At 61.2% G+C, this 19,250-nt stretch carries 15 protein-coding genes; 3 read left to right on the forward strand and 12 right to left on the reverse strand.

The window, feature by feature from the left end; genetic code table 11:
* The first annotated feature begins 34 nt into the window (after nt 1-34).
* The gene (gene cls, locus F475_RS02935) at nt 35-1,474 is read left to right on the forward strand and encodes a cardiolipin synthase (RefSeq protein ID WP_111453103.1); all 1,440 of its coding nucleotides are present in this window, start codon (nt 35-37) and stop codon (nt 1,472-1,474) included.
* On the opposite strand, the gene cfaB is transcribed toward cls, so the two are convergent.
* From cfaB to hflK (F475_RS02975), 8 genes are all read right to left on the reverse strand, one after another.
* The gene (gene cfaB, locus F475_RS02940; RefSeq protein WP_111453104.1) at nt 1,471-2,655 is read right to left on the reverse strand and encodes a C17 cyclopropane fatty acid synthase CfaB; all 1,185 of its coding nucleotides are present in this window, start codon (nt 2,653-2,655) and stop codon (nt 1,471-1,473) included. The genes cls and cfaB overlap by 4 nt on opposite strands.
* Nucleotides 2,656-2,726: 71 nt before the next feature.
* On the reverse strand, nt 2,727-3,527 hold the full coding sequence (locus F475_RS02945; protein WP_111453105.1) for a DNA-binding domain-containing protein: 801 nt from the start codon (nt 3,525-3,527) through the stop codon (nt 2,727-2,729).
* Nucleotides 3,518-4,363: a DUF692 domain-containing protein gene (locus tag F475_RS02950; RefSeq protein ID WP_064621173.1), complete on the reverse strand. Its 846-nt coding sequence runs from the start codon at nt 4,361-4,363 to the stop codon at nt 3,518-3,520. Before F475_RS02950 ends, F475_RS02945 begins: the two co-directional genes overlap by 10 nt.
* Nucleotides 4,364-4,428: 65 nt before the next feature.
* Nucleotides 4,429-4,683, reverse strand: a complete 255-nt coding sequence (locus F475_RS02955; RefSeq protein ID WP_018927345.1) for a membrane protein — start codon at nt 4,681-4,683, stop codon at nt 4,429-4,431.
* Between the two features lie 119 nt (nt 4,684-4,802).
* Nucleotides 4,803-6,713 carry a heavy metal translocating P-type ATPase gene (locus F475_RS02960; protein WP_111453106.1) on the reverse strand — a complete coding sequence of 637 codons (1,911 nt, stop codon included), beginning with the start codon at nt 6,711-6,713 and terminating at the stop codon, nt 4,803-4,805.
* Entirely contained in the window at nt 6,710-7,768 is a 1,059-nt protein-coding gene (gene hflK, locus F475_RS02965; RefSeq protein ID WP_026286517.1) for a protease modulator HflK, read from the reverse strand. The genes F475_RS02960 and hflK (F475_RS02965) overlap by 4 nt, the downstream gene beginning before the upstream one ends.
* Nucleotides 7,765-8,820: a protease modulator HflC gene (gene hflC / locus F475_RS02970; protein ID WP_086945235.1), complete on the reverse strand. Its 1,056-nt coding sequence runs from the start codon at nt 8,818-8,820 to the stop codon at nt 7,765-7,767. Before hflC ends, hflK (F475_RS02965) begins: the two co-directional genes overlap by 4 nt.
* Nucleotides 8,817-10,781, reverse strand: a complete 1,965-nt coding sequence (gene hflK / locus F475_RS02975) for a protease modulator HflK (RefSeq protein WP_111453107.1) — start codon at nt 10,779-10,781, stop codon at nt 8,817-8,819. The genes hflC and hflK (F475_RS02975) overlap by 4 nt, the downstream gene beginning before the upstream one ends.
* A 210-nt stretch (nt 10,782-10,991) precedes the next feature.
* Between hflK (F475_RS02975) and lpdA the strand changes: the two genes are divergently transcribed.
* Nucleotides 10,992-12,392, forward strand: coding sequence for a dihydrolipoyl dehydrogenase (lpdA, locus tag F475_RS02980; RefSeq protein WP_018927339.1), 1,401 nt, complete (start codon nt 10,992-10,994; stop codon nt 12,390-12,392).
* 45 nt (nt 12,393-12,437) lie between these two features.
* Here lpdA and F475_RS02985 read toward each other — a convergent pair whose 3' ends face one another.
* Nucleotides 12,438-12,911, reverse strand: coding sequence for an Lrp/AsnC family transcriptional regulator (locus F475_RS02985; RefSeq protein WP_019580354.1), 474 nt, complete (start codon nt 12,909-12,911; stop codon nt 12,438-12,440).
* Nucleotides 12,912-13,056: 145 nt separating this feature from the next.
* Here F475_RS02985 and F475_RS02990 point away from each other — a divergent pair, with 145 nt between their 5' ends.
* Complete coding sequence (locus tag F475_RS02990) at nt 13,057-13,686, forward strand: LysE family translocator (RefSeq protein WP_064621373.1); 630 nt, start codon at nt 13,057-13,059, stop codon at nt 13,684-13,686.
* A 3-nt stretch (nt 13,687-13,689) separates the two neighbouring features.
* On the opposite strand, the gene F475_RS02995 is transcribed toward F475_RS02990, so the two are convergent.
* The 3 genes from F475_RS02995 to F475_RS03005 form a co-directional block, all read right to left on the reverse strand.
* Nucleotides 13,690-15,822 carry a hypothetical protein gene (locus F475_RS02995; RefSeq protein WP_111453108.1) on the reverse strand — a complete coding sequence of 711 codons (2,133 nt, stop codon included), beginning with the start codon at nt 15,820-15,822 and terminating at the stop codon, nt 13,690-13,692.
* Entirely contained in the window at nt 15,809-17,002 is a 1,194-nt protein-coding gene (locus F475_RS03000; protein ID WP_111453109.1) for a DUF3142 domain-containing protein, read from the reverse strand. Before F475_RS03000 ends, F475_RS02995 begins: the two co-directional genes overlap by 14 nt.
* Before the next feature lie 176 nt (nt 17,003-17,178).
* A complete protein-coding gene (locus tag F475_RS03005; RefSeq protein ID WP_111453110.1) occupies nt 17,179-19,209 on the reverse strand; it encodes a pyridoxamine 5'-phosphate oxidase family protein in 2,031 nt (676 codons plus the stop codon).
* Between the last annotated feature and the right edge of the window lie 41 nt (nt 19,210-19,250).

The raw sequence follows: 19,250 nt of genomic DNA on the forward strand, positions 1-19,250 counted from the left end.
TAAGCATTGAATCTTCAAGGAGCAAGGCTGCCCCATGGATTATTTCGGACCGCATGTATTCGGTTATCTGATCGCACTGTTGCACACACTGGGCTCGATCGCCGCCATCCATGCCGTGTTGACCGTTCGGACCGCTCAGGGCTCGATCGCCTGGGCCCTGTCACTGCTGTTCATTCCCTACCTCACGCTGATCCCCTATCTGGTCTTCGGTCGCAGCACCTTCGATGGTTACATCAAGGCCCGACGGCAAGCCAACGAGGAAATGCGCAAGGCCATCTCCGAACTGAACTGGCGCCCCTGGGTAGAAGAGGCACTGGCTGCGCGTGCCTCCAGCGCTTACGCGTCTTTGCGGGCCATGCCGAAGCTGGGGCGCATGCCATGCCTGGCAAACAACGATGTGCACTTGCTGATCGACGGCCAAGCCACGTTCGATGCAATTTTCGACGCCATCAGCAACGCCCGTGAAGCGGTGCTTATCCAGTTTTTCATTATCCACGATGACCGCATCGGCCAACGCCTGCACACCCTGCTGACGAAGAAAGCCGCCGAGGGCGTGGCGATTTACTTGCTCTACGACCGCATCGGCAGCCACTCCCTGCCCCACGAGTATGTGCAACCATTGCGAGATGCCGGTATCGAGGTCAAAGCCTTCGCCACCCGCAGCGGCTGGCTCAACCGCTTCCAGGTGAATTTCCGCAACCACCGCAAGATCGTAGTGGTCGACGGGCTTGTCGGCTTTGTCGGCGGGCTCAATGTCGGCGACGAGTACATGGGCGAGAAACCACCCCTGGCGCCCTGGCGCGATACCCACGTGCAAGTTCGCGGGCCGGTGGTGGCCTGCATGCAGGAGTCCTTCGCCGAAGACTGGTTCTGGGCAGCCCGCTCGCTGCCCCCGCTGATCCTGCCAGACGTTTATCCAGATGACGGCGTGCTCTGCCAATTACTGGCCAGCGGCCCGGCGGACTCCTACGAAACCTGTTCGCTATTCTTCGTCGAAGCCATCCATGCGGCGACGGAACGCGTGTGGATCACCAGCCCTTACTTCATCCCCGACGAAGCGGTGTTCGCCGCGTTGCGACTGGCGGTGCTGCGCGGTGTGGATGTACGGATCCTGTTGCCATCGCGGCCGGATCACCGGATCGTCTACGCCGCTTCCAGCCTTTATGCCTTCGAAGCCGTACGTGCCGGGGTGCGCGTGTTCCGTTATCAACCCGGCTTCCTGCATCAGAAAGTGGTGCTGATCGACGACGAAATCAGCGCCATCGGCAGCGCCAACATGGACAACCGTTCGTTCCGGCTGAATTTCGAAGTGATGCTGCTGACGGTCGACAGCGGGTTTGCCGCCGAAGTGGAGCAGATGCTCAACCACGATTTCGCCCAGGCTCACGAAATCGCCAAAGAAGAAAGCCGGGAAACCCACCGCCTGCAACAGGTCGGCATGCGGATCGCCCGGCTTATTTCGCCGATTCTCTAGTTGTAGATGTCGTCGCGGGTCCACGGCAGTTCATGGCTGCCATCGGGATGGGCTTTCACCGCGAGGATTTGATGCAGGTTGATCCAGCCTCTGGCGAAGGCATAGGCGCATCCCGCCAGATACAACCGCCAGATCCGTAGTGCCTGCTCCGGTACCAGTTTGGCGGCGGCTTCCAGATTGTCTTCCAGGCGTTCGCTCCAGTGGTCCAGGGTCCGCGCGTAATGCAGGCGCAGGCTCTCGACATCGACAATCTCCAGCCCCGCTTCGCTGATCTCGGCCGAGATCATCGCCAGGTGCGGCAGTTCGCCGTTGGGGAACACATACTTCTCGATGAACTCACCAGCACCGCGCCCGACCGGACGACCGTCGGTGTGTTTGGCGGTAATCCCGTGGTTCATCACCAGACCGCCCTCTTTCACCGCGCCGAACAAGGTCTTGCAGTATTCGGCCAGATTGGCGTGGCCGACGTGTTCGAACATGCCGACGCTGACCACCTTGTCGAATCGCCCGTCCTGAGGCAGATCGCGGTAGTCGAGCAGTTGCAGTTCGATCTGGTCTTCCAGGCCTTCGGCTTTCACCCGCTCACGAGCCAAATCCAATTGCGCTTGACTGAGCGTGATCCCGAACACCTTCGCGCCGAACTCCCGCGCGGCATACCGTGCCAACCCGCCCCAGCCGCAACCGACATCCAGCAGATACTCCCCTGGCTGCAAGCGCAACTTGCGGCACAGGTGGCGAAACTTGGCTTGTTGAGCCTGCTCAAGGGTTTCACTGCCGGTCTCGAAGTAGGCGCAGGAATACGCCATGTCGCTGTCGAGCCACAGCTGATAGAACTCGTTGGAAAGGTCGTAGTGGTAGGAGATGGCTTTGGCGTCGGTTTCCTTGTCGTGAACCAGGCGCACCGGTTGCGCATCGTCGTCTTCGCTGATCAGCGCCTGACTCCATTCATCGCAGACACGAATCACGTCGCTGATGGAGCCTTCGAGCTCCAGTTTGCCTTCGACAAACGCCGCCCCCAGCGCGTCCAGGCTCGGATGGGTGAACTGGGTAACCATGTGCGGGTCCTTGACCACAATGGTGACGCTGGGCGTCGGCCCCAGGTTGAACTCATGGCCGTCCCAGAGTCGCAAGCGAAGCGGTAACTGCAGATTCTGTAAGGCCGGTGGAAGTTGCGCGAGCATGGATAATCCCCCTGATTTTCAGACGTCTGATTTGAGGGTAGTCCATCCTTGAAAAATAGCCGGCTATCGATTTAATAGCTGCTCTCTATGATTCGAGGCTGCAACCAACCGTCCTGAACCCACTGTTTCAGCCATGTAACAGCCTGAAGGGGTGCATCCTCACCACAGATGACTGCTAATTCGGAGCACAGTTCAGCGAAATCCCAGTCGCCCTGAAACAAGCCGTCTAGAGCTGCCGCCTCCGCAGGTTCCAGGCTGCGGTAATGACAAACCAGCCCCGCTCTCCAGATCACCAATACTTGGGGCGCCCCTAACGCTGCACTACCGGGGAACCCGGTTTTATCCTTCACTGCCCGCCACAACGCAACACTGTTGAAAGCACACTCAAGCCATTGCACAGAGGGGCTGGGGCTGACCCGCAACGTCGGCCAGTCTTCAGGCTTCAGGGCGGCCATGTCCAGTATTGTCAGCGGCGCGCCTTCAGGCGCGTCGAACGCCAGCGTGAATGCCCACTCAAGTGCCGCCAACTCCCCCAGCGCTGCACTTTGCTCTGGCACTAAATGCTGTCGAATAAACGACTCGAACCCTTCACCCAGCCACCTCAGGCTGTAATGAACAGACGGACACTGGCGAATGTAAGCCGCCGCGAGCTGCTCGAATTCATCGTCACCCAGCCAATGCCAAATGACCGGATAGTCGCCGCGCAGAACTTCCTGAAGCCTTGCCTGATAGGCGTTGTGATAGATCGCCAGCCCGGTGCTCACATCCAGTGTCGGCCCCCCCATAAGACTCGCGCCTAGCGCGGTATCGGCTGCTGTCTGCTCACCCAGCAGATACGTTTCAAAGGCCAGCTGCCAGTCGTTCAGGCGCATCTCAGTCTCCGGGTCAACACGCTATCACCCAATGCCCGGGCCTTTTGCAACTCGGTAAGTAGCTCTTCAAAAGGCGGGAAATGATCATCGCGTTCCAGCAGTGTCGCGACTGGCCCGAGGTGTTCCAGGGTTTGTTGATAGAGCGCCCAGACCGGATCACTCACCGGCTGGTCATGGGTGTCGATCACGTAATCGCCGTGGTCGCTGTGGCCAGCCAGGTGCAACTGTCGAACCTTTTTGGCCGGCAGCCCTTGAATGAATGTCCACGGATCGAAGCCATGATTGCGGGAGCTGACATAGACGTTGTTGATGTCCAGCAACAGCTCGCAGTCGCTCAACCGGCTGAGCGCATCAAGAAACTCCCATTCGCTGAATTCGTCGCCAGCGCTGCGCACGTAACTGGAGACGTTTTCCAGCACCAGCGGACGCTGCAAGACGTCCTGAACCTGCCGCACTCGGCCGGCCACGTAATAAAGACTTTCTTCGGTGTAGGGCAGCGGCAACAAATCATGGAGTTGATGGGCGTTGCCACGGCTCCAGCACAAGTGATCGGAGATCCATGCCGGTTCAACTCGCTCCGCCAGAAGTTTCAGCTGTTGCAGATACTGCGGATCGAGGGCATGAGGACCGCCAATAGACAGCGATACGCCATGCATCACTACGGGATACCGTTCGGCAATGGCGTCCAGGTAGTACAGCGCCTTGCCGCCCTGGACCATGAAATTTTCCGAGACCACTTCAAACCAGTCCACGGCTGGCGACTGTTCAAGAATCTGTTGGTAGTAGGCACTGCGCAAACCCAGGCCGTAGCCCAGACAAGAAAGGGAAGCAGACATTTTGCGGACTCCTCGCAAAGTGCCGCAGTGGCAAGAGAGCCACCGCGACGGCATTCGGCAGTCAGTTATTCGCCGACTTTTCCATCTGCCTTCATGCATTCGGCCTGAGTCATTGCCTTGAAGCCATGCCCTTTGCAGACAGCCTGACCTTTGCAGGCGTTTTCGGCTGTCTTGCAGTCATTCATGCCTTTGCACGATGTCACGCCGTAGCAGTGAACTTGTGCAGCGTCGGCGGCCTGAGCCTGAGTGGCAACACCTGCGAACATTGTTGCAGCGGCAAAGGCGAGAGCGGCACCAGCGGTGGCGGTTTTGAAGTTCATTTGTATATCCTCAGTAATCGTCAGGGGTGTCGGCTGGAAGGTTGTTCAGTCCCGACACAGCACTAGAGAGCGCTGCCCTGACGGCGTTACAGAGGCGATGAAAAAACTTTTCGCCTCGCTCAAACCTCATCTTTGAGCTTGAGCAAAGGCTCCTGAAAACGCAGCAAACGCCCAGCATTACCGAGCACCAATAACGTACTCAAGTTGTGCAACAGCGCGGCAATCATCGCCCCGGCCGCGCCCAGCCAGCCGAATGCGGCAAAGGCGACAATCGCCAGGGTCCAGCCCAGACCGATGATTACGTTCACCTGTAAAGTCTGCCGGCATTGGCGACTCAGGCGCACACAGGTTCCGAGCCGGCGCAGGTCGCTGCCGATCAGTACGATATCGGCCGAGGCCAGCGCGATGTCCGCGCCGCCCGCGCCCATGGCCACGCCGACCACACCGGCCTTCAGCGCCAGGGAATCGTTGATGCCGTCTCCCACCACCATCGGCCGGAAACCGCTGTCGATTTCTTTCAACACGCGATTGAGTTTGTCCTCGGGCAAGGCCTGGGCTTCGACATCGCTGATGCCCACATCCCGGGCCAGCGTATGAGCCACGCTTTGTCGATCCCCGGTCAGCAACAACTGACGACCCAAGCCCAGTTCACGCAACTCGCTCAGGGCAAACCGCGCCTCGGGTTTGACGCTGTCGGCGAGCAACAGCCAAGCGAGAAATTCACCGTCGAGGGCCAGCCCGGCAATCGGGCCATCGTGGCCGGGAACAGCTGAGGTGACGATGCCCAATTGCGCGAACAGCTCCGGACGACCGAGGGCCGCTTCGCCCTGCTCCGTCATCGCCACGACACCCAGCCCCTGACGCTCGCGGATGTCGGAGAGCAGCAGAAAATGTTCCTGAGTGACCAACCCGGCCAACGCGCGGCTGACCGGGTGGCTGCTGGCAGAGCCAAGGCTGGCGGCGAGTTTCAGTACGTGACTGCGATCTTTCAGCGGACTGTCGATCGATTGCAGGCGCAAGGTGCCGAACGTCAGGGTTCCGGTCTTGTCGACCACCAACGACGTCAGGTCAGCCAATTCTTCGAGGAACGCCGAGCTGCGAATCAGAATCCCGTGCCGAGCTGCGACCGCCACCCCGGCAATCGCCGTGGCCGGTGCCGACAACACCAGTGCGCAAGGACAGGCCGCCACCAACACCGCAAGCATCGCCTGGGCATCGTTGGTGACGAACCAGGTTACGGCCGCCAGCAGCAACACCAGCACCATGTAGCTACCGGCGTAGCGTTCGAGCAAACGGGTGATCGGCGGCTTGGAGCGTTCGGCGTTTTGCATCAACGCGATGACTTTACCCAGTGTCGACTCGTGACCGGTGCGGGTCACTTCAATGCGCAACAAGCCATCAAGGTTGATCGCTCCGCCGAACACCGGCATGCCCACAACGGCCTCTATGGGCACCGACTCACCGGTGATCGATGCAGTGTCGAGGCTCGCCTGACCGGACAACACCCGACCATCGGCCGGCACGCGATCACCCGCACGCACCTCCACCAGGTCGCCGGCCTTGAGTGTGCCGTTATCGACTTCAACGATAGCGCCGTCAGCCTGAATCTTGCGCGCATGGCTGCGGGTCAGTTTGCCGAGGGCATGAATCGCTTCCTGTGAGCCGATCACGCTGCGCTCTTCCAGCACATGGCCGAAGATCATGATGATCGGCAGCAGTGCCGCAGTCAGCAGATCGCCAGTGGCCCAAGCGCCGAGCATGGCGAGGGCAATCAACTGATCGGTGATCCCGTGCAGGCTCGGATAACGCAGGCTGTACCACGCCGAACGCATGACCGGCACGGCCACCAGCAACGAAGCAAAACCCAACAGCAATTGGCTGACCCCGGTCTGCTCCGGCAACAACCAGCGCCAGATCAGGCCGAGCGCAAGCAAGCCCAGTGCAAGCATGGCCAGGGTCAACTGGCGCGCGGCGCTACGTTGTTCAGCCGAGGACAACATGCTCGGCGCGGCGGCGGTTTGGGCAGTCATTGCGCAGCTCCCTGAATGATCAGGCGGGAATCGTCTTTCGGATCGACCGTCGTCACCGAACCGGCCTGCCCGAGAATCTTCGGCATCCGCTCACGGTAAATACGCAGCAGCATTTGCGGGTCGGTGCCCTGCTGTTGCGCCTTGGCCAGGCTTAATACTGTGGCGGTGTCGGTGGAGGCTTTGGCCAGGCGTTCGCTGGCCTGGGCGTGAGCCACTTGCAGCGTGCGGTCGGCTTGTTCATTGGCGGACTGAGTCAGCTTCTCGGCTTCCGTGCGCGCATTGGCCACGGCCTTGTCAGCTTGCTGGCTGGCAGTTAACACGGCGTTGAACGCGCTCACTGCCGGGCCGGGCAGACTCGATTGCACATCGACCCGCGCCACTTCGATACCCAAGCCCTGCCCGGTCGCCGTCAGTTCGGCCAAGCGTTGATTGATGCCTCGCACCAGATCGCCGCGCAGACGTTCGCGACGTTCGGCAGCCTGATTGTCGGCACCGATCAGTTCCGGTCGAGCCACCAGAATGGTGTCCAGGTCTCGCGCCGCGGTGAGTGCCACGGCACTGCGCGTCACCAGTCGATCCAGAGCCGGCAACACATGCTCACCCTGAAGAACGAAGGCATAGGGCTCAGTGACTTTGTAGAACACCCGCACATCCAGCTGCACCACGCCCGCGTCACCGGTCAGCAGATAACCGGAGCCGGCGAGCGCATCGCTGAGGGGTGTGGCGAAGCTCGCCACCCGGTCGGCCTGCAACGCGGCATCGGTGCGCAGCAGATTTTCCACCCGACGCTCGATCACCCGGTCCGCTGCCGGTAACAAGATCACCTGCTCAAACGGTCGCGGCCACGCCAACAGCAAACCGGAGTTTTGAATGCGATCCAGTGCGCCGAAGTGCAGCACCACAGCACGATTCTGCGGGTCGATCTGCCGCACATTGGAAAATGCCCACGCCAAAGCAGCCAGCACGGTCACAGCGTAAAGCGCGAGAAAAGCCAAGCGCCCGGCCTGAATCCAGGGGCTGCTCAATTCATTTGTTCCACGTGGAACCAAACTCATGGCTGCGACCCGGACTTGTTTTCGAGCGTCGGTGGACCGTCAACCAACACCCGGAACGGCGCCGCATCGGTGCGCAAAATCAGTTTGGTGCCCGGTGCGACGATGGTGCCCAAGGTGTCGAGCGAACGCAGCAAATTGTAGAGCTGCGGTGAGCCTGCGTAGGCGCGGCCGTAAATCTGCGCGGCTTCGACGCGGGATTGGGCTTCGATGTCTGCGGCTTTCACAGTGGCATCAGCTTGTACGATTCGCGCATCACGCTCGGCCGCAGAACGGATTTGTGCCGCTTCACGTTTGCCGATAGCCGTGCGTTCAGTGGCGATTGTTTCACGCTCGGCGCGCATACGATCGACCGTCGCGGTGAGCGTCACCGATGGCAGCGTCAAGCGCTCGATACCGACTTGCAGCACTCGCACGCCATAGGTGGTGAGCAACTGCTGATCGATCTGCTGGCGCAGCTGCGCTTCGAAATCGGCGATGTGCACCTGGTTGGCGTCAGTGTTCACCAGGTTGGCCAGGTCGAAACTGCTGGCAGTGGTTTCCAGCGCCGAGCCGACAAAGGTACGAATCTGCCGCGCGGCTTCATCGGGTTGATTCTGTACAGCGCGCATAAAACGTTGCACGTTGTCCGGATCGCCCTGTACCTGCCAGGCCACGTAGGCTTGCACGATGATGCGCAGACCGTCGCGCGTGCCCACATCCTGCAAACCGCTGGAGGTGGTGCGCAGCCGCAGATCAACCGGAATCGCCGCCTCGAACGGCGCCGGCCAACGCCAGCCAAGACCCGGCTCCAGCAACACCCGCGATGGATTGCCAAAGCGCGTAATCACCGTGGCCTCCCCCGAGCGCACTTGCACAAGGCTTGCCGCCGCAACGGCAAAGGCCACCAGCAGCGCCGCCCAGCCCATTCGCCGCCACGGAAAAGGGCCAGCTTCGTGCGGATCACCATGGTGGTGATGGTGATGATGACCGTGGTGATGCCCGCCATGACCGTGATCGTGGCCGGCGTGGTCATCGTGGTCGTGATGATCGTGAGTAGGCGTCGACTGGCTCAATGGGCGGCTCCTGGCTGAGCGGTATTACGCGACGGCGCAGGGTCAGCCGGCAGCGTGAATGTACGTAGGTCGATGGTCGGCGCATTGCTGCTGCCACCCAGACGGTGATCGAGAACCAGCAGCTTGGCGTTAGCCAGACCCTGGGTCAGTTGACTGAGGTATTGCTCCAGTACAAAAGCCTGGCCGGCGCTGGAGTACGCCTTTCGCTCGGCGGCAAATTTCAGGTCGGCAGCCTGAGCGCTTGAGTTGATTTCATGCGCACTGGCCGTGGCTTGATCGCGAGCGATGCTGGCCTGCAATTGCGCCTGGTTGGTCGCCTCCGCTGCGGCACCGCGCTCGCGGGAGATCAATGCCTGGGCGCCAATCTGCGCTGCTTGAACGCCGTGATAAGCATTGGCAGCCCCCGCTGGCGGATGAATGGCCTCGACCACCGTGGCGAGAATTTCCACGCCGCTGTCGAGTTTTTGCAGATCCGCCTGCACGGCGCGGCCGATTTCTTCAGAGAGCCCTACCCTGTCTTCGCCGAGCAAACCGTCGAGGGTTCTTGAGGCGAAGTCATGAACCAGAATCCGGCTGGCGGTGCTGCGAATCAGCGTCGGCACGTCGGCGCTGTTGTACGTCGCGGCCAGAGCCGCCTGATCGCTCAGGCCGATGCGATAGACGAAGCGCACATCCATGTTGACGATCTGAAAGCTCTGCTTGTCGGCACGGCTGCTGGCGATGACCTGGGATTTGTCATTCACATGGCTGGCGTCCCACAAGCGATTGGCAATGGCCGGTGCCGGGCCTTCGGCAGGTTCGGCCGCGACCGGGGCCGATGCTTCGCCCACGCTGGTGGCCAACTCATGGACTACGCCGTTCTCGACGCTCAGCACGCGACCCAGCGGCCACGGCAAACCGGCGTGCAAACCGGGCCCAAACACTTCCACCGGTTTGCCGAAACGTTCGTAGATGCCCCGCCCCTGTAGCGGTATTTCATGAATGCCGGTGAGCGACCAACCGACGATTGCCACCACCGCCAGCACCGGCAAAAACGCCCGGCGCATGTAGGTGAAGGCCCAGATTTGTCGCAGGTCGATACCGAAGCGATTGTGCAACTCGTGCTGCAATGCGAGCAGGGGCTGTGGCGGCCAGCGCAACATATCGGCGACGAAGCTTCGCGCCAGCAAGGTCGGTTCAAGCTGTTCACGACGGGGGCTGAACAGTGACAACACGGCGCGCAGCAACAACTCGATGGCGACCAGCCCCGGCAACAAGCCGATCAGCACCGCCAGACGCACCGGCCAGACGGCTGTTTCGCTACCGAACAACAGACACAAGGCGCTGAGCACCAGGCCAATAATCGCGACCCGCGTCAGCTGCGCCAACGACCCGGCTTCAGGCCATTGGGCGACATTTTCCTGCGCCAGTTGCCGCTCCAGCACCAGCAAACCGAACGCCAGCAGCAACGACAACGCCGCGCCGACACTGGCCGATAATCCCAACGCAGCGGGTGGCAAAGCGAGGTTCCAGACCTGCTCGATGCTGTACAAACTCAACAACGCCCAGCCGCCAAGCCAGAGCGTCGGTGCACCGATCTGCCCCAGCAGGCGCAGCCAACGCTGACTGATGCCGTCCAGCAACCGCTCGTACCAACCTTCGGCGACAACGACTTCTTCGGTGATAGCCACCGGCACCAACACTGATGGATTCATCGCTCGTGCGCGCCACTGCGTTATCCACCAGGCCGACTGCAGGCCGGCGACCAGCACCAGCAAACCGGCGCCCTGATTGACCAGTAACGCGGGCCAGAGCGACTGCGGTGCAAACAGCCCGACAAAAAACGCCAGCACCAGCCCTGCGGCCGACAAGGCCCCCAAACCGATTGCCCATTGGCGTAATCGACGTCCTTGAACGACCGCCTGCTGAAAGCGCGGCAGCCCTGCTATCTGTGCCCCATCGCCATCGAGATCGACTTGCATACCACCCCAGCCATTACTCACATCACAATTCGTTACGATATAACGAAAATGGTGAAATTTTCGTCCTGAATCGTTCTATCTAAAAACGCTGAACCTGTCGCCAAGCTGAAGCCTTGACCGAAATGGTGAGAAACGCACATATTACGTTCGTAATTTTTATTGAAGACTACTTTTTATCGATCCCGCCCCTCTCAATCCAGGAGTTGCACCATGAGCACCTATGACGTCGTGATTCTGGGCGCCGGCCCCGGCGGTTACAACGCAGCGATCCGCGCCGGGCAGTTGGGCTTGAAAGCGGCATGCGTGGAAGGTCGCGCCACCCTCGGCGGGACCTGCCTGAACGTCGGTTGCATGCCGTCCAAGGCATTGCTGCATGCCTCCGAGCTCTACGACGCGGCCATGGGGGCGGAATTCGCCAACCTCGGGATCGAGGTCAAACCTGTGCTCAACCTGGCTCAAATGATGAAACAGAAGGATGAAAGCGTCACAGGGTTGACCAAGGGCATCGAGTTTCTGTTTCGCAAAAACAAGGTCGACTGGATCAAGGGGTGGGGCCACATCGACGGGCCGGGCAGCGTCACAGTGACCGACAATCAGGGTGGCAAGACCCGGCTGAGCGCCAAAGACATCATCATCGCCACCGGTTCCGAACCCACTCCCCTGCCAGGCGTGGACATCGACAACCAACGCATCCTCGACTCCACGGGCGCACTGTCGCTGGCTGAAGTACCGAAGCACCTGGTGGTGATCGGCGCTGGAGTGATCGGCCTGGAACTGGGTTCGGTATGGCGGCGCCTGGGTGCTCAGGTGACGGTCGTCGAATTTCTCGACCGGATCTGCCCGGGTGTGGATGCTGAAGCCGGTAAAACCCTGCAGCGCTCATTGAGCAAGCAAGGCATCCGCTTCAAGTTGAGTTCGAAAGTCACCAGCGCCACCTCCTCGGCGAGCGGTGTTCAACTCAGTGTCGAACCGGCCGCAGGTGGCACCGCCGAACTGCTGGAAGCCGACTACGTGCTGGTGGCTATCGGTCGTCGTCCTTACACCCAGGGCCTGGGGCTGGAGAACGTCGGCCTCGCCACCGACAAACGCGGCATGCTCGCCAACAAGGGCCACCGCACTGAAGCCGCGGGGGTCTGGGTAATCGGTGACGTCACCTCAGGGCCGATGCTCGCCCACAAGGCCGAAGACGAAGCCATGGCCTGCATCGAGCAGATCGTCGGCAAGGCTGGCGAGGTCAATTACGACCTGATCCCCAGCGTGATCTACACCAAACCGGAGCTGGCCAGCGTCGGCAAGACCGAAGAACAGTTGAAGGCCGAAGGTCGCGCCTACAAGGTCGGCAAATTCCCCTTCACCGCCAACAGCCGGGCGAAGATCAACCACGAAACCGAAGGCTTCGCCAAGGTACTGGCCGATGAGCGCACCGACGAAGTTCTCGGTGTGCACCTTGTGGGCCCGAGCGTCAGCGAAATGATTGGCGAATATTGCGTGGCCATGGAGTTCAGCGCCTCGGCCGAAGACATCGCCCTGACCTGCCATCCACACCCGACCCGCTCCGAGGCCTTGCGCCAGGCGGCGATGAATGTGGAAGGGATGGCGACGCAGATTTAGAACGATCAAAAGATCGCGGCCAAAGACTGCGATCTTTTCGCTTTTTCAGTCAGGCAGATGCCCCAACGGCAACGCTCCCGGCGTCTTCACCGTGTGAATTGCAAAATTGCTGCGGATATCGCTCACGCCCGGCAATTTCAGCAATCGCCCGGTGAGGAAACGGTCATAGGCGCGCAAGTCCGGTACCACCACTTGCAGCAGAAAATCCGATTCCCCGGACACCAGAAACGCCGAAATCACCTCAGGCAATGCCGTCACGGCCAGGCGAAACGCTTCGGCTTGTTCATCGTTATGCCGTTCGACCTTGACCCCGACAAACACCGTCAGCCCAAGGCCCACTTCATCTCGATCGAGGTTGGCCTGATAGCCGCGAATCACACCGGCCTCTTCCAGCATCCGGACCCGACGCAAACAGGGCGAGGCCGACAAGCCGATCTCATCGGCCAGTTGTACGTTGCTCAGGCGTCCGTCCCGTTGCAGCGCCGTGAGGATTTTGCGGTCGTAGGCGTCCAGTTTCATGCTTTGGCAGATCCTGATGGTTCGATCATCATAAACTGGCAGGTTATGCCAAATATCGAAGCTTTAGAAGCTGACTACGCAACCACCTGCCCTGCCCCTCGGCCGTAGACTGACCCCACCAAATCGACAACGAATGGGGGGCAACATGACAGAACTCTGGCTGTTTTTCATGGCATTGACAGTGGTGTACCTGTTGCCGGGCCCGGACATGATTCTGCTGTTGCAGACCGGCGCTCGTCAGGGCAAAGGCGCGGCGCTGGCCACGGCATTGGGGTTGGGCGTGGCGCGCGGTTGTCATGTGGCATTGGCGGCATTGGGTTTGGCGACGCTGTTCAGGACTGCGCCCTGGACCTTCGACGTGGTGCGCCTGGCCGGCGCTGCGTACCTGCTCTGGATCGGCATTCAGTGCCTGCGCACCACGATGCTGCCGAGCTTGAACGGTGCAGACGCAAGGACTGCTAAACCACGGTGGCCGGAGGCGATCCAGCGCGGTTTGCTGACTAACCTGCTCAACCCCAAGGCGCTGCTGTTTTGCTCAGTGCTGCTGCCGCAGTTCATCAACCCTCAAGCCGGACCGGTGCTCGCGCAATTTGCGACCCTGGGCATGATGCTGGTCGGCGTCGGCTTGCTGTTCGACAGCGCCTACGCGCTGGTCGGCGCTGCGTTGGGCCGTTGGCTGCAACGCAGTCCATCGGCCCAGCGGGTACAGCAGTGGTTGTTTGGCAGCCTGTTGATTGGTTTTGCTGTGCGGCTGACCTTTGTTCAACAAGCTTGATGACTATCGCGCATTGCGCTGGCGTCGGTTGATCAACACCAGCGCAATCGCGGTAAACACCACCACGCTGCCCATCTGCAGCCACTTTTTATACGGTCGCAATGCCGAGCGGACCGGGCTCAATACTTGGGTAACGTAACGCTTATCTGCATTCTGAAAATCCGGATAAGGACATCGGCGACCGAAGTTCACCGCCCAATCCACGTACGGCCCTTCCTTCACATAGCGTTGATAGAAGGCGCTTTCTTCTTCAAGGCTGGTGTTCCACCCCGCCGCCGCACACAGAACGGCCGCAAAAGCCTGACTGGTATGGGGCAAATTATCAGCAGCGCGGCTGGCCAACGCCGTGGCGACATAACGATAGTGGTAACGCTGATCGGGCTGTGCAGCGCTGGCCTGCTGACGCCGGACTTCATCTTCAGCCACTAATGGACCCACCTTGAGCTCGCTGCTCTCAAGGCTGTAATTACCGCCGAACGTGGCGTAATCCGGCGCCATTTCGTAGCCGAGAATTTCCATCCCCCACTCGCGCATCAGCCAACCTGCGTTAAATAGAGCAGCAGCACGCTTGGTCGGCCACCAGGCAGCGTCCGCCTCCTGACGCAATTGCCCGTACGCCTTGGCCTTGTTCTGCAAATCGACGTTGTCGAAGTAAGCCGGAGCCTCATCGTAACGCTCTTCACGCAATAAACGCCGCCCGAGCAGATTGCGCAGGCTCGCGGCCACCGGCAACGGCACATAATTGTCGCGATCCTGCTGGCTGAGCGGTGGCGGTGCCGGCACCTGGGTGTCGACGTACTGCTTGAGTTCATCGAGGGTCAGCACCCGCTCAGCCACGGTGGCCGCGTCGAACCAGTAGATGCCCTGGCTGCGATAGAGCTGATCGAAGGCCTGCAGGTAATCCCCGCGTTGCAGGGCCAGGATCGCGCTTTCACCCTCGACCCGGCACTTGGGCTGGAGCGTTTCGTAATCCCAGTCGGGCGTCCGCCGCTCGCCCCAGGATTCGTTCTGCGGGAAGGCCTGGGCGGCTTTGGCATAGGCCGCTGCGGCGGCGTTTTTGTCGCCATCACGCACCGCCAGCTTCGCCCGCAACCACCATGCAAGGCCACCGTCACCAGCCTGTTCGAGGAAGGCTTTGGCGCTGGCGTAATCGCCCTGTTGATAATTCATCGCCGCCAGGCGATCGGCATTATCCAGACTGCCACGGGTGCTGCTTTGCAGCAGTTTGATCAGTTTCTGTTCGTTCGGCGGTTGATCACCGAATGACCAGCCCAGCCGACTGATCAACGACGCCGTCACCAGTTGCTGCACCGCTTTGCCCTTGAGCAACCCGGCCAGTTGCTCGTCGGGCATCGCCGCCAGATCGGCCATCAACAGCTTCAGCGAGGTGTAGCCCACCGCCGAACCGTGAAGATTCTGCGTGGCGTAGAGTTGGATGGCGTTGTCCCAGTCACCCGCGGTGCGGGCCACTCGCGCTTCTTCGCCGAGGCTGGCGACACCCAGTTCCAACGGGTCGCTGAAGCTGTCGATGCTCAGTTGACGGGTCTGCTCGAAGGCCTTGCGGGACTGAGCCAACAGGTCAGGGGTCGCGCCTGCTTCTGAACTCATGGCAAACAGCGCCCGGCCCATCGAGTACGCCGCCCAGGTGCTACGCAACGGGCGTTGTTCCGCCGGCAGCGCCAGCACTTTCTGGAAGTAGTCGGCGGCCAGGCCATGGTCACCGGCGTTGAACGCCACGGCGCCAGCCAGATAGAGTCTGTGCTCGGCCGGCAGATTCGCGCCTTGCTCTTCAACCTGACGGGCATCGGTCAGGTTGCGCAGTTGTTTCACCAGCGCTTGCTGCTCAGGCGTCAGACCGGCCTGTTCAGCGGTATCGCGCTGATGGGTGTAATCAGGCGCATCGCCGTAACCGTCCCCCGGAATGTTGGTGGCGGCGGTGACATTTTTCAGTCCCGCGATGGCATGCCCGAGGCGGCTGATCTCAAGGTTGAAGTTGCCTTCCGGCAGTTCCGCCAGCGACTGGCCACGGTTGTCCAGCAGGCGCATGGGGAAGTCCGGCCCGCAGGCCAGCGCCGAACCCAATGGCAGGCTGAGGCTCAGGCAAAGCACATGGCGGGGCCAGTTACGGGTAAACATTCGAACCTCCTTGATCAATGTGTGCGCAGCGAGCCCAACCGATGGCGCGCTGCCCGCCGGCCGGGATTCGACCGTCACGCAGGCGGATGAAGGTAAGCAGATCCGGGCGCTGTTGCAACGCATAACCGGCCAGCGCATCGGCGCCCTCGCAGCCCTGCACCGCCAGCGTCAGACGTTCGGGCCAGGCACTGTCGAGGTTGCCTTGGTTGCTGAGGCTGATGTCGTAGAGGCCGTCCTGCGCCGAGAGTTTCAGCCCCACATGACTGTCGAGCGTATCGCCGCGCGCCACAGCGCCCAGCGTCGTCAGGCTCCAGGCCCTGCGATCATTGGCCAGGGGCAGGCGAAACCAGATCAGCCCGGCCAGATGGGCCGGTGGATCGGCGCGCAACTCGGTGCCGAGCTTACTCAGTTGCTGCGGGTCCGCCAGCAACTCCCGACGTTCGCCACCTCGCTCGATGGGCACTTCGCTTTCCACGACCGGCGCGCCCCCGGCCCCCGGCAACAGCGCCACGCCATAAGCCGGCAGCGCCAGATAAAACGGTTTCGATGTGTTGCGACTCCAGGCCCTGGCCCACTGCCGTGTCTGATCCGGGTCGAACAGCCCACGCCGTGGATCGCTCACCGCGTGCACCTGCAACACGCTACTGTCGACCGTTGCCAGCAACGCCGGCAATTCAGAACTGTCGAGCCAGGCCGGCAACGCCGTGATGCTCAGCGGCAAGGACGCCGGCAGAACGCCACGCAAATGGGTGAGGAATTCGCGGTAGGCCGGTAACCGGGCGTTGCCCGCATCGTGGTCGATTTCCACGCCGGACAGGGTCAGCCCCTGCCCTTGCCAATCGTTGAGCACCTGCTGGATCTGTGCCGTGACCTCGTCCCGGTCCAGCCCGTTGAGTTGGCCATCCAGACGAACCACCGCAATCAGCGGTCGGCCATCACGCTTGAGCAGCGCCGGATCGATCCGCGCCCGGCTCCAGCCAGACTGTGGAAATGCCTGCAAGGCCAGCACGCGCAAGGTCGAGAAATCGGTGCGGCTGTCGCGCAACGCGGCGTCATGGGCCGGCGTCCATTGCCGTTGCCAGACATAGAGTTGCTGATCGAGCGGCGGCGCGTCCGGTTGCTCGCAACCGTTGAGCAACACCGCTGCCAGCAAAACGATCAAGCGTGTGAAAAAAACCATGAGAAACCTTATCCCAGAAATACAAAAAGGGCCTCTCAAAGGCCCTTTGTCGCTCTGCTCGCTACCCTACTCAGCCGTTGGCTTGCGGGCAACGATCACCTGACTTTTCGCAACCACCGTACCCAGCACCTGAATGCCCGCTCCCACAGAGGGATTTTCTGTGTTGTCTGGTTCAGTTACAGATCCAACACCAACGGCTGCGAACCCTGCGCCGGCACCGCACAACAAATCAGCACCTCACCCGCATCGGGAACCTCCGCCGGAGGCTGTGGATAATTCACCTCTCCGCTGATCAACCGGGTTTTGCAGGTCCCGCAGGAACCGCCGCGGCAACTGAATTCCGGGCGCAAGCCACGGCTCTCCGCCAACTCCAGCAAACTGCCGCCGTCCGGCTGCCAACGCGCTTCTTTGGCAGAGCGCTGGAACACGACGGGCACCGAAACGGTAGCGGCCGGCAATTGCTCGATGACCACCGCGTCCGGGTCCGGCTTGCGACGCAGCGTCGACGGGCCAAAGGTTTCAGCATGAATCCTTGAATCAGGGACATCCAGATCCCGCAGGCTGTCGTACAGACCCTGGGTAAAACTTCCCGGACCGCACAGGACAAAATCCACTTGGTCGTAGTCCTCCACCTCAAGAGTAGTCTTGAGCAAGTCGGCGTCGATGCGCCCTGTCAGATCGTAATCTTCACCCTCACGGGCATCGGACTCCGGCTGACTGAGCAAACGCAGCATCCGCACCTCATCACCGAGGCCGTCGAGCAGGCGATCCAGCTCAGGGCGAAACGGTTGATCGGCCAAGGTCCGCGAGCTCTGGAAGAACCACACAGGACGGATGCGCCGCGTGCGCAGGCCTTGATAAACCACTTCCCGCAGCATCGACAGCAGCGGCGTGATCCCCACGCCGGCAGCCAATAGCACCAGCGGCCGACGCTCATTCGGCGCCACGGTGAAATGCCCTTGAGGTGAGCGGGCTTCAAGCACATCGCCGACACGAATCTGCTCATGCAGGTGCGAGGACACCAGGCCTTCACGCTTCACGCTGATGCGGAAAAAGTCATCGGATGGCGCGCTCGACAGGCTGTACGTGCGGATGTGCACATCGCCTGCGATGTTGAACCGCAAGGGCAAATGTTGCCCAGCTTGAAACACCGGCAATCCGGCGCCATCGGCAGGCTCCAGATAGATCGAACGGATGTTGTGGCTCTCCCGCTCGATGCGCGTCACTCGCAGCGGCCGCCAGCGATTCCCCAGCGCCTGGGCTTGCAGGCGTGCATTCGCCTGCGCCCAGGTGCCGGTCAGCAGACTGGTGGGCGACACGCCGTCAAAGCGCCAGCGCAAGGCCAGTGCCGCGGGCCGACGCACCGCGTGCTCCACCTCGAATGTCCACAGCCGCTCGGCCCCTTGAAAGGCTTCGATCTGCGGGCCTTCAAGGATGACTTGAGTGCGACCGCTGAGGTGCAGCAAATCGCCCGAATCGAAATCGATGAACAGCAAACCGGCCCGAGGGTTGATCAGCAGGTTGCCCAAGGTATTGAAGAACAGGTTGCCGGCGAAGTCCGGGATGGTCAGGCGATTGCCTTCTATCTGGACGAAACCGGCCTGGCCGCCCCGATGAGAAACGTCCACCGAGCGTTGGCCATCGACGTCCACATAGCTGGCGACAAAGAAGGTATCGGCGCTGGCAATCATGGCTTTGGCCGCGTCATCCAGACCATTGAGATGCTGCGCGATACGGGTCTCCGGATCCGCCAATGGCACCGAGCGAAACTGGCGCAATTGAATGTATTGCGGGCAATTGCCGAAGGATTGCTCCACCGTCACCTCGAAGCCGCTCGCCGTTACAGCGCCGACTCGACCATTGAGACGGTTGCGACGCCGGGTGTGCAGCTCGATACCGAGCAGACCGATCGCCGCCCCGTCTTGCAGTTGTGCAGGGTCGTCGCTACCGGGCAGGCTGCCGATCTGCAACAGCCCGGGCTCGGGGGACTTCGCAAAGCCCGGCGCCCCTTCAAGAATACTGGCCCAAGGGTTGCCGTCGGCATCCACCGCGCCGTACAGCATGAACGGCAGTTGCTGATAGAACGTGCGGTGCTGGTCCGGCATCTCGCCGCGAATCACCCTACGACCCAATGCCTCCATTCGCTCGACGACGCCCACGTGAGCCTGCAACTGTTTCTCGCCTGCGTGCCAAGGTGAACGTTCCATAACGGCTTCTCCCCTGCGCTCATTGCGCAATAAGAACGGCC

The sequence above is a fragment of the Pseudomonas sp. URMO17WK12:I6 genome, assembly GCF_003253625.1.
In the GTDB taxonomy this organism is placed as follows: Bacteria; Pseudomonadota; Gammaproteobacteria; order Pseudomonadales; family Pseudomonadaceae; genus Aquipseudomonas.